Consider the following 9,789-nt stretch of genomic DNA (forward strand, 5'->3'; position numbering starts at 1 on the left):
CGTCGGTTGCTCTATTTTGAGAAAGGGGAATGAATTGAATTGCGATTGTTAAGGGCTTAAAGATTACCCGAAAAAATCAGCTTATCAAGCTGACTTGTACAATCTCACCTAAAATAGTTTACTGAACCGTGTTTAAACACCGTTTAAATCGACTCAGATTTGTTAGAACTTTTTCAAACGACACATTGTAGCCATTTTACAACTAAGAGCCGTTAGAGAGCGTTTCACGCATTCTTGCTTCTTTTTGCAATAGGTCTTCTTCCATCGCTTCTTGGCGAGATTTACCAGGGTTGTAATTCCATCCTGGTTCAATGCCTTCTGGTAACACTTCCACTTCACCCGTTCGCTTGTTTAACCACTGCTTAGTGCCACCCTCCGGTGAGTCGGTTGATACCTTATCATCGGCAATCAGCTTCTCAGCTTCAAACTTCGATACTTGGCGTATCCAGCATTTGCAGCCCCAACCATTCGGTGGCATGTGGTTATCCCACCACGGGTCACCAACAGGAAGCAGCGTATCTTTCCATTTAACGTGATCAACTCGATGCTCAATGGATGGCCCAAGCTGATAAAGCAAATAAGGCATGGCGCGTTTGGTTCGCTCGATGCGTTCCCATTGCCCCGCTGAACGTGCCGTTCTCATGTTGGTTTTGTAAATGGTCTTTACACGGCCTTCACTGCCTAATTGAACGGGCTTTGAATCTCCGCTCAGTGGGTCAACCATTTCTTGAATGCCCCACCAACCAGACTTAACCAAGAGTGGCTTTAAGATATCTTGAAACTGCTTGAACGTTTGGCCTTGCTCGATGGCATCGATAACAATGGCTTTCACATCCACAAGAAGATCGGCATTCAGCATCTTTGCCACAGTGAAAGCGTTGTTGTGCTCTTGCTTCCATACGTCGCGATAGTCAAAGCCAGGTTCTATTCCTTTACTCTTGAACCACTCTAGTGATTCAACAGGCACAATACTTTCAGACGCAAGGGCTTTAGACATCTTTAGCGTCTCCATAGCCGCGCATCTGGAACATGTATTGCGCCATCTGCTCAACAAACACGTCAGCGCCCAATGTCTCTTGAAGCTCTGGCAGCTTTTCTAAGAACGTTTCATAACTGTCTGACGCATTGGCCAGTTCGATGATCGGGTTCATGAAGTCTTCCGCAACTTCTTCCCAGTCGCTCATGGCTTCATCGGTTAAGTCGTTCATTTCCGCTTCAGCGGTTTTGCTCACACGGTTAATGGCAAGACCTGGGCGTTGTCTGTTCATCGCCGCTGGCATGGTTTGCGCTAAAATGGCAGAGGTTGGCATGAGCACTTCTTCGTTCTCATCGGGCTCAGGCAATCCAAACTTTTCACGTACGCTCGATGCAGAGACTTTAAAACCCCGATCAATAAGAGGCGTGATGCTATCAACCAACATCTTCAAGTCTTCTGGCTGAGGAAGTTGAATGCGTACTTTCGGGTAATGCTCTTGCGGGCCCCAGTTCAAAATAATGTAAGGCTTAACCAGGTACTCATTAATGCAAGACTGAAGCTGACGCGCATCCCACTCGGCAATATCCATACGCACATCATTATGCACGTTAGCTTGAGATTGTGAGCTGCCGTTATCAGCTGTCATGGTTTGACCAAGTACCGCTTTACTGGTTTGTTCATCACACCAACGGGCCATGTTTTCAAACAGCGTATTACCACCATTGCCTTTGGCCGTTTCAATAAGCTCTAGCTTCATGGATTCAGGAATGACCGCACCTGCATCACTGGCAATACGACCAATGGCATTCACCAGAGTACTGATATCTTCGGTACTGGCGTTCGGGCCGTACTTACCCACACGAACCGGAATACCAAACACTTCAGCAAACGCCCACCAATCACGAATCGTAAACGACTTAAGCATGTACATCACGGCAACCAATCGCGCTAAACCGTTGCGCCATACGCTGCCAGATTTAGATCGAGGCTTATGCACCATAAACTTATACGGGTCTAAAGGCGCACCGCTTGGCGCGTCATCGCTGATAAGCAAAATCTCTTGAAGCGTTTCGTTGTCCTGGCGTAAGTAGCGAGGGTCTACCCATTTATAATCTTGTGGCTTCCATGGGGTCTGTTTGGTGTCCCACAGTATTTGCACCACAGACAAGCCTTTACCTAGGCCATCCAGCAAGTCAAACAGCAGCTCTGGGATTTGGTCATCATCCATAATGGCGCGAACACGTTCTGCCATTTCCACATCAGCTTTGTTTTCACTCGCCGCCACAACGGTTGGGGCAATCGCCGCCACAGCCAACTTACGGGTGCGCAGCTGCGCCGCGTAGTGCAAATCGCGCTCTTCCATTTCTTCGGCAAGCGTCATGTAATCTTCGGGGTTGTTCCCATCCACCACACTGCGAAGTAATCCCGCTAATCGAAGCGGGTTTAAAGTAGAGGCGACACTGGCAGGTCGAGGGTTACGCACACTGGTGGTGTACGCCTTGGCAATGTCTTCAGACAGTAGCGTCTTATCGGCTTTTAATGGTTTGCCGCTTACATCAACAATTGAGGTCATAGTCTAATTCCTTTGCCGCGTAGGTCTTGGTTCGGCATATCATCAAATCGGTTATTTTCTTCGGCGGTGCCATGAAAGCGGCGTTGGTTCTCATCGGCACTGGCCTTGATGGTGTGCAAGCCGTAACGCGTCAAATCCGCCTTAGAGGCTAAGTAAGCAAACCAAATAGCAATGGCACTATCGCCGTGTCGTTTGTTTCCGTTCTCGCCTTTGGTTCGTGTTGAATCAATACTAGGAACGCCTGCTTTAATTTGGATTTGTCCCAAATCAGTAATCACGTCCTCATGCTTTGGAAGCAGTATTTCATCATCTTCAAACGCAGCTTTAAATGAAGGCATGTTCTCGCGGTAGTAACCCACAGAGAGCATTACCTCAACCACTTCTTCGCCGTACTTGTATCGGGCCTGTTCGGCTAGGTACTGGCCGTTACCACGCGCATCAAGATAAATACCATCACGCCTTGGGAGTTGATCACAGATAAAGTAAAGCGCTTGCTCTTGCTGTTTGAATGGCACATTGCCAAGTTCTAATAAGAAAGGAACGGTGCGCTTCACATCATTTTGAACGGCCATGGGTGCATAAACGGTTAAGTCACCAGAGCGCGCAAAATCCTCACCCAAGCAATGGCGCAGTTTAGGATCGAGTTTATCGAGCTCTGGCTGAACGTGTTCGTCTAACCACTCTTTCATCTCAGCTTCGCGTATGTGCTCTTTCGCTTCGTTAAACGCTTTAGAGCCAGTGAAGCTTAATACTGGGCCATCTAACCGCGCAGCTCGTTCACGCAAACCACGGCTAATGTAAGCACCACCGCCATTCTTCGGAACACATTGATACTCTTCAAGTGCATCTTCTTCGGTGGCAGTGTCACGAAGCAGGTTCGCTTTCCATTCATCTTCGAGCTCTTGCGTCCACGGTGTCTTCTTAACCTGGCATATACGTTTGTATAGCCCTTGTTCGCAAGCGTTATCTAAGGTGATGGTGTGGATCGAGTAACGCTTTTTACCTGCACGACTGTCTTGAATTAGGGTGTTGAATAAATTCTCGATGCCGTTATGGGTACTGATTAAGCGAACCTTTGAACCCCACATGGTTAATGCAAGGGCCGCTTTTAGCACTTCGGCTAATCGTTCATGAAAGGCCGCTTCATCAATGATAACCGTACCCTGCATACCACGCAGGTTAGAAGGGTTACTTGATAAGGCTTTGACTTTGAAACCAGACGCAAAGTTGATCACGTAAGTTAGGATGTCTTTGTCTTCATTCTCGAAGACTTCTTCACTGACATCATCACACGCGCAGCTGTAAGCTTTGGCCCACATCGAGACAGCATCAATAAACTCTCGCGCCATGTCTTTGGTTGAACCAACATAGAAGACATCTTCACCGCCTGCACTAGCAGAGGCGGCAGCACTCAATGCTGAGTCTGCCGCTTCTGCCCACGTTACGCCTGTTCGTCGGCTTTTCTCTGCAATCTTTAATTGAGAGTCATCCGCTATCCAGCGCTTTTGATAAGGCAGCAATACATCATTCTTATCAAACTCGCCAGACAAGATCGCACTGCGACTTTGTGATGTGGTTTCATTTTCCATCATGCAATCCCCAAGCCTGTATAAGCGTTTAAAAACAGACCTAACAAACCCAAGAGGAAAGAGCCTAAAGCGTAATATAGACAAGCGTTTTTACTATCAGGGTAGAACTTAATTAGAAGCAACCACCAGACTGACATAAGGAAAAAACCAATTACCACCCAATCATGATCACTCATTATGCAATCCCCAATATGCCTTTCTTAATGTCTTGAATGGTTTCAGCGGTTACGCCAGCCTGCTTCACAATGGCTTCAGTTGCATCGGCCACTTCTGCCGCAAATGCAGCGCGTATTTCTTTTTCAACCTTATGGCTCACCATTGAGGCTTGCTCGATACGTTGAATAACCAAAGCGAGTTGAGCAAGTGCTTTGGGTGGAATCACTTCATCTTTTTCAGCGGCGCTTTCCATCATGGTCATGGACGTTTCAAATGCCATGGTACGCACAAACTCTTGCAGGAGCTTACCCACATCAGAGGTAGGCGCTTCACCCAGTTTGGTTGTCCACACTTCCGCCACTTCGCGAGACTGGCGAAGACGAGCCCCCATGTCTTCCATACGACGAGCATAACGGTTGAGTGACGTATAACTTGGCTTAGCCTCTTTAGGTAAGCCTGCTTCATCAATCATTTCATGGATAGCACCCAACACATCTTGCTGAGTCATATCGCCATTACGAAGCCAAAGGTTAAGCGCTTCTCGAATCTCTTGAGGCAGTAACTCTATCTTTGAGCGAATGCGCTTCTTCTTGGTCATGGTGTTACCTCACTAAGCGCGTGGACGCTTTACGCCGGGCACAATGGCTTGACCTGTTGCCACATCTTCACCACGACCTGTGAGTTTTGCGACTTGGCAGTCTAATACCGTGCGAATGCTAATTAGCCCTTGCTCTTCAAGCCAAGATAAGTGCGTACGAACCGCATCACGGCTAATTTTGTGACCGTAAGTATCAAGGCAAGAATCAAGGATTGATTCGTTCGCTTCATACCCTGTCATGTCATGAAGCGAACGCAAGATCACAAGACGTTGGTCTTCTTTTAATAACTCTTTAAAGCCCATAAGTACTCCGTTAAAAATTAAAACTGATATGGGAAAAGAGCCATATCAAGGATTCTATTACTGCCCAACCAAACACAGCGCTAAATAGGCAGCCTACAACCATAAGCGCATACATCGCCTTTCCTATTCCATGCATAACAATTCCTATTTATCATCTTTTAAACGTTGTTCTAATAACAGTTGAGCTAGGTGCTCGACTGGGCGCATCTGGGCGCGAAGTTCTTTCATTTCTCCGCGCGATTCAGAAAGTTCAAGAGTGAGTTTCGTGATCTCATCTCGGGTTGGCATTGCATCAACTTGCGCTTTTAGCTCGTCCATTTCTCGCCTCACATCCTGCACCTCTTCGCGTCTGGCATAGGTTTTGGATAGCAAAAGCTGAATCACTTGAACCAAGGTTAAAACGCCAGCCCACACGACAGGCCACCAAGTCTTTACCCATTCGTACTCCATCAGGGCTCCTTTCTAGACTGACAACTGACGCAGCGCACCGCATTTGGCATCGCTTCTAATCGCTTAGTTGGGATGGCGTCACCACAACTTAAGCAATAGCGATTACCGTGTTCATCTTCGTCGGGCTGTTCTATGCAGCGTGTACGTTGATGAGCAATGGCTTTTTCTCTGAAGGTTTGCTCAAGCTCTTGAGCCTTATCGAACTGGTCGGTCATTTTACTTTCACCGCCTTAAGTGCATCACCAACCATTGAGCCTGTGCCTTTGGTCATGCCACGCTTATCAGCAGAGCGCCAACCAAGGTAAGTAAGAAATGGTGCCATCAACCCCGCTGCAATTTCCCAATTTGCCCCCGTTCCTTTATCAAAGGCTTCGAGCAGTTCAAACAGGAAGATATAAGCAATGGCAGAATACAAACTCAAACGGCAACCCCAAGGGCGAGTGTGACGAACGTATTCATCTTCAGCCTTATCACCTTCACGAATCGTCACTTGGGTTTCGTGATGTTCGGCTTGTTTATCACCAAGCGTGAGTTCTTGGCGGCGAGTCTTTTCTTTTTCTAACTCGACCTTAATCTTCTCAAGTTCAACCAAAGATTCAGGTGGCAAGTTTTGCAGGGCGCGAGTAACGGCCAACTCTTTCTGCGCCTTGCTAGCCCCAAACATGGAATCGGCTTGCTCTACCGCTTCGGCTACTTTGTCTGCCGTTTCACTACCACCAAACAAACTGGATATGCCGCGAATGGCAGCAGGGCCATATTCCATGGCAAGCGAAGCTACCCCCGCGATAACTGAAAGTGACATTCTCTTAAGCTCCTAATTTTTGAAACTAGGCCATTTCCTTGTGGCATTTTTGCAATGCCAAGGTGGCGATTAATTTCACACTGAGAGACACGGCTCCACGCTTTAGAAAAGTAGCTTTGCATGGTGGCATCGTGGCTAAATAAAGGTGGGGTTAATGGGACTTCAACGCCTGTTTGAAATGCTTTCAATTCAGCATCGAGACGCTGCTCTCGGCCTCGCTGTTTGGCAAAGTTCCAATTACGCCCCATGATTACGCTCGGCGAATAACAAGCTTGGCTTTTTCACCACCAAGGTGAGCCATCAAGTAATCAAAAGCATCACGGGAATGGAGAACCGCCCATTCATCATTCACCACACCAAAGTCCATACCTGGTGCAATACAACCTTCAAGCTGTGATGCTCGGTTTGCTGGATGAATGAGGATATGAGTTCGCTGAGAAGGGCCGAATCGAGTAACACCAAGGGTAGGTGCTTCTAGCGCGTAGCATTGGCCAAACTTCGGGCTGTCATGTGGCAGTAGGTCATAGGTGCCTTCTGGAATACATGAAATGCCAGCTTGGTTATTTTTCCAAGGGCGTTCAACGGTCTTGAGAATGACGTTTCCATTCTCATCGCACAGATAAGAAAAAACACCATGAGGAAAATAATTGCGGTGGAGAGTTAGGGTTTTCATAGCACAACCAGTTTAGTAATGGGGTTACGTTTAACTGATTGTGCTTTCTATTTAATAGCTTGTGGAAGTAACGCGGATTGTTGATTATTTACTCTTTACAACCTCACATGTAAAGCCAGATGGTAAACGCTTAAAGCTCAAATTCCAACCGTTTAACTCTGCTTTATTCTCTTGTCCCATTTTAGTCTTAGAGCTAAAAACTGAACTAATTAACAGTTCTCCATCTGTGCTTGGGTCAGCCCAAGTAGCAGACTTGTCGTAGTCAATATAGGCGGTTAAACGGTAGCATGGACTAATCGCTAAATCATCAAAGTCAGCCCCAAAAGGTTGAGTGATGATAATAGCTCCTTTTTTGTCAGTTAAATTTACCTTGATGTCTCTATAGTCATTCGATGATTCAGCAATTTTGCTAGAGCCTTTCTCATACCAATCAGCACTATAGATATTAGAGTTTTCAAAGCTTTCAATTAACTCATCAACTGTCGAAGCTAACGCAGTTGGTGATAACATCATAAGCATCAAACATAATTTTTTCACTTTCCCTTCCTTAAAATAAATTCGGTTGACGGTTCTTAACTTCTATCTTGCGCATTTTAGCGACTACGCGATAGATGTGCTGCATACTTTTATCGTATTTACGTGACAGCTCTTCAACATTCGCACCATTGAACTCACGCCAGATAGATAGGTTCATGATTTCAGATTCAAGTTGTCTGCCGCGTGGAAGGTAAAGCTGAACACCACCGAACTCTTTGCAAATACGATGCAGTAAAACCACCGCAAGCTTTGGGTCGGTTTCGTTCTTAACGAGCTCATCTTTAAATATGCAGTAGATTTGGCGCATGGCTTCTGGCCATCGTTGGTGCTCTTCATCGTCTGCTAGTTTTTCAACTTCTTCTAGGCTTACATTCTTGTAACCAAACAAGTCTTGGTTTTCTTCACTCATCATTGCCTCCCATCCACATGGCATACCTTCAAATAACATGAATACAAAAACACCCCGCAATGGCGAGGTGTTTGTAGTATATGGCAGTGATTGCTTGTTGAGCACGTTAATCAGATTTGAAATATTTACTTTCGTAATGTTCGGCTAATAGATCGTAGCCAGCTGGGCCCGTGCAGTCGTTGTTCGATGGAATGCGACCACCACTTTTAGTGATCACTTCGGCCATCAATCGATAGTGCCATTTCTTTAAAGCTTCTAACACTTCAGCCGCTTGAGTTGACTTAAGCCAAATCGCCTTCTCAATGCCACGCCCATTTGATGCCGTAGTCATGCGTTTCACATAAGCATCAATGGCAACGTCGTTCGCATTGCGGATAAAGCCTTGTTTGTGCATTGTACGCCAAATCATACGAATCTTTGTTACTTCTGGCGCTCTTGCTTGTGGCTTGCGTTTTGGTTTAAAGCCTAGCGCTTTCATTCTGTCTAACACTTTGGTTAGTTGAATGTCGTTCAAGCCTTTTGCACTTCGCTTACCTGTGCATTGCTCAAGAACGTCACGATAAGAATCATCTTCCATAGCAAGATCACGCTTAGCGATTTGGACAAGTTTTAATAGATTACTCATACTTCTCACCACACATAGGGCAATAAGACATAGCCAAACTAATATGATCTTTAGTTCGGTTCTTATATCTTTCACCGCCTTTTTTTGTTTTGAAATATGAAAATTTCACACCTAGCATTACGTCATTTTCTTTGCCATCAAATCGAATCACTTTGTTTTGATAGCCGATCTCTAAAGATTCTAATTCTGCATCGTTAGCAATATTTTCTATCACTTTTTCTTTAATCTTCAAGAGAGTTTCGTTTAAGCAATTACACATATCGTATCTCCTAAGCCGCTTTACGTTTGGCGTTCTTGCATTCCAACTGACAAGCTTTGCACCAACTCTGCAACCCATCGGGGTTTCTTCTGCATGGCGACCAGAACAAGGTGTCTTGCGGCCAGTACTCTTGGCAGTGTGGACACCATTTCTGCAAGCCTAGTTCAGCATCGAGTATGGCTTTACCATTCGCTAAGCGGCGTTGTAATAAACCTGCTTTCATTAGTGGTGTGTATTCACCAAACATAATAAAAACCTCCTATAGCTTTGTGTTGTACTGGCTGCTCATCAGTACCTAGCAACCACGCTAGGCAGACAAGCAAGGCGAACCTTGCTTGTTTCGCTTATGCCTCAAGGCACATTGCTTTAGTCAGCTCTAACCCTTCGAGCTTTTTGAACTGACGACACAGCACAGAAGCTTTTGAGAAGTGAGGGACATGAAAGGCAAATATCTCATGTAGGTCTGGGTACTCTTTTTTAACTCGACGCTTGCCAAAAATTCTCTCAAGATCCTTTTTATGCTTTGCGGAATATTTAGCTTTGGTTTTTAAGCACCAAATATCTTCAATGATGTCGGGGCGATTTTTTAATTTCTCTTCATCCCAGCAATTCATCCAGTCACCTTTGATAAAGCCATCAACGTATACTTCCAAACATGTTTTTGATTCAGATACACGGACACGATTTACCGACACTTCATGGCCTTTGTAATTGAAAGCGATAGCAACCCAACCACCTGCCATTTCCGCTTCAATCTCAGCCCACATTTCTTTTGTAATTGGTTTGCTCATAACTCTGAAACCTCGCAATCGGTGTTGGTGATCCGCACCAGAAGTTTT

At 45.7% G+C, this 9,789-nt stretch carries 16 protein-coding genes and 1 other RNA gene; all 17 read right to left on the reverse strand.

Features of this window, described 5'->3' with window-relative positions; all coding sequences use genetic code 11:
* Nucleotides 1-202: 202 nt before the first annotated feature.
* Nucleotides 203-997 (reverse strand): phage minor head protein, encoded by a 795-nt coding sequence (locus tag AB4407_RS08765; RefSeq protein ID WP_372120273.1) that lies wholly within the window; start codon nucleotides 995-997, stop codon nucleotides 203-205.
* The gene (locus AB4407_RS08770) at nucleotides 990-2,549 is read right to left on the reverse strand and encodes a DUF935 domain-containing protein (protein ID WP_372120274.1); all 1,560 of its coding nucleotides are present in this window, start codon (nucleotides 2,547-2,549) and stop codon (nucleotides 990-992) included. Before AB4407_RS08770 ends, AB4407_RS08765 begins: the two co-directional genes overlap by 8 nt.
* Nucleotides 2,546-4,141 (reverse strand): terminase large subunit domain-containing protein, encoded by a 1,596-nt coding sequence (locus AB4407_RS08775; protein WP_372120275.1) that lies wholly within the window; start codon nucleotides 4,139-4,141, stop codon nucleotides 2,546-2,548. The genes AB4407_RS08770 and AB4407_RS08775 overlap by 4 nt, the downstream gene beginning before the upstream one ends.
* 172 nt (nucleotides 4,142-4,313) lie before the next feature.
* Nucleotides 4,314-4,892 (reverse strand): DUF3486 family protein, encoded by a 579-nt coding sequence (locus AB4407_RS08780; RefSeq protein ID WP_372120276.1) that lies wholly within the window; start codon nucleotides 4,890-4,892, stop codon nucleotides 4,314-4,316.
* Nucleotides 4,893-4,904: 12 nt separating this feature from the next.
* A complete protein-coding gene (locus AB4407_RS08785; RefSeq protein WP_078753385.1) occupies nucleotides 4,905-5,195 on the reverse strand; it encodes a hypothetical protein in 291 nt (96 codons plus the stop codon).
* A 144-nt stretch (nucleotides 5,196-5,339) separates the two neighbouring features.
* Nucleotides 5,340-5,645, reverse strand: coding sequence for a DUF2730 family protein (locus AB4407_RS08790; protein WP_372120277.1), 306 nt, complete (start codon nucleotides 5,643-5,645; stop codon nucleotides 5,340-5,342).
* Nucleotides 5,645-5,860, reverse strand: coding sequence for a TraR/DksA family transcriptional regulator (locus AB4407_RS08795; RefSeq protein ID WP_372120278.1), 216 nt, complete (start codon nucleotides 5,858-5,860; stop codon nucleotides 5,645-5,647). The genes AB4407_RS08790 and AB4407_RS08795 overlap by 1 nt, the downstream gene beginning before the upstream one ends.
* Nucleotides 5,857-6,447, reverse strand: coding sequence for a hypothetical protein (locus AB4407_RS08800; RefSeq protein ID WP_372120279.1), 591 nt, complete (start codon nucleotides 6,445-6,447; stop codon nucleotides 5,857-5,859). Before AB4407_RS08800 ends, AB4407_RS08795 begins: the two co-directional genes overlap by 4 nt.
* Nucleotides 6,420-6,695: a hypothetical protein gene (locus AB4407_RS08805; RefSeq protein ID WP_372120280.1), complete on the reverse strand. Its 276-nt coding sequence runs from the start codon at nucleotides 6,693-6,695 to the stop codon at nucleotides 6,420-6,422. The genes AB4407_RS08800 and AB4407_RS08805 overlap by 28 nt, the downstream gene beginning before the upstream one ends.
* 2 nt (nucleotides 6,696-6,697) lie before the next feature.
* The gene (locus tag AB4407_RS08810; RefSeq protein ID WP_372120281.1) at nucleotides 6,698-7,120 is read right to left on the reverse strand and encodes a DUF5675 family protein; all 423 of its coding nucleotides are present in this window, start codon (nucleotides 7,118-7,120) and stop codon (nucleotides 6,698-6,700) included.
* 84 nt (nucleotides 7,121-7,204) lie between these two features.
* Entirely contained in the window at nucleotides 7,205-7,657 is a 453-nt protein-coding gene (locus AB4407_RS08815) for a hypothetical protein (RefSeq protein WP_372120282.1), read from the reverse strand.
* A 10-nt stretch (nucleotides 7,658-7,667) separates the two neighbouring features.
* Entirely contained in the window at nucleotides 7,668-8,066 is a 399-nt protein-coding gene (locus tag AB4407_RS08820; RefSeq protein ID WP_069669238.1) for a Mor transcription activator family protein, read from the reverse strand.
* Nucleotides 8,067-8,172: 106 nt separating this feature from the next.
* Nucleotides 8,173-8,691 carry a gp16 family protein gene (locus tag AB4407_RS08825; RefSeq protein WP_372120283.1) on the reverse strand — a complete coding sequence of 173 codons (519 nt, stop codon included), beginning with the start codon at nucleotides 8,689-8,691 and terminating at the stop codon, nucleotides 8,173-8,175.
* Nucleotides 8,684-8,923, reverse strand: coding sequence for a hypothetical protein (locus tag AB4407_RS08830; RefSeq protein ID WP_372120284.1), 240 nt, complete (start codon nucleotides 8,921-8,923; stop codon nucleotides 8,684-8,686). Before AB4407_RS08830 ends, AB4407_RS08825 begins: the two co-directional genes overlap by 8 nt.
* Before the next feature lie 37 nt (nucleotides 8,924-8,960).
* Nucleotides 8,961-9,197, reverse strand: a complete 237-nt coding sequence (locus AB4407_RS08835; RefSeq protein ID WP_016076447.1) for a hypothetical protein — start codon at nucleotides 9,195-9,197, stop codon at nucleotides 8,961-8,963.
* Nucleotides 9,198-9,225: 28 nt separating this feature from the next.
* An RNA gene (locus AB4407_RS08840) (hammerhead ribozyme type II) lies at nucleotides 9,226-9,296 on the reverse strand.
* Nucleotides 9,295-9,741 carry a hypothetical protein gene (locus tag AB4407_RS08845; protein ID WP_372120285.1) on the reverse strand — a complete coding sequence of 149 codons (447 nt, stop codon included), beginning with the start codon at nucleotides 9,739-9,741 and terminating at the stop codon, nucleotides 9,295-9,297. The genes AB4407_RS08840 and AB4407_RS08845 overlap by 2 nt, the downstream gene beginning before the upstream one ends.
* Between the last annotated feature and the right edge of the window lie 48 nt (nucleotides 9,742-9,789).

The sequence above is a fragment of the Vibrio sp. 10N.261.46.E11 genome, from assembly GCF_041472735.1.
GTDB lineage: Bacteria > Pseudomonadota > Gammaproteobacteria > Enterobacterales > Vibrionaceae > Vibrio.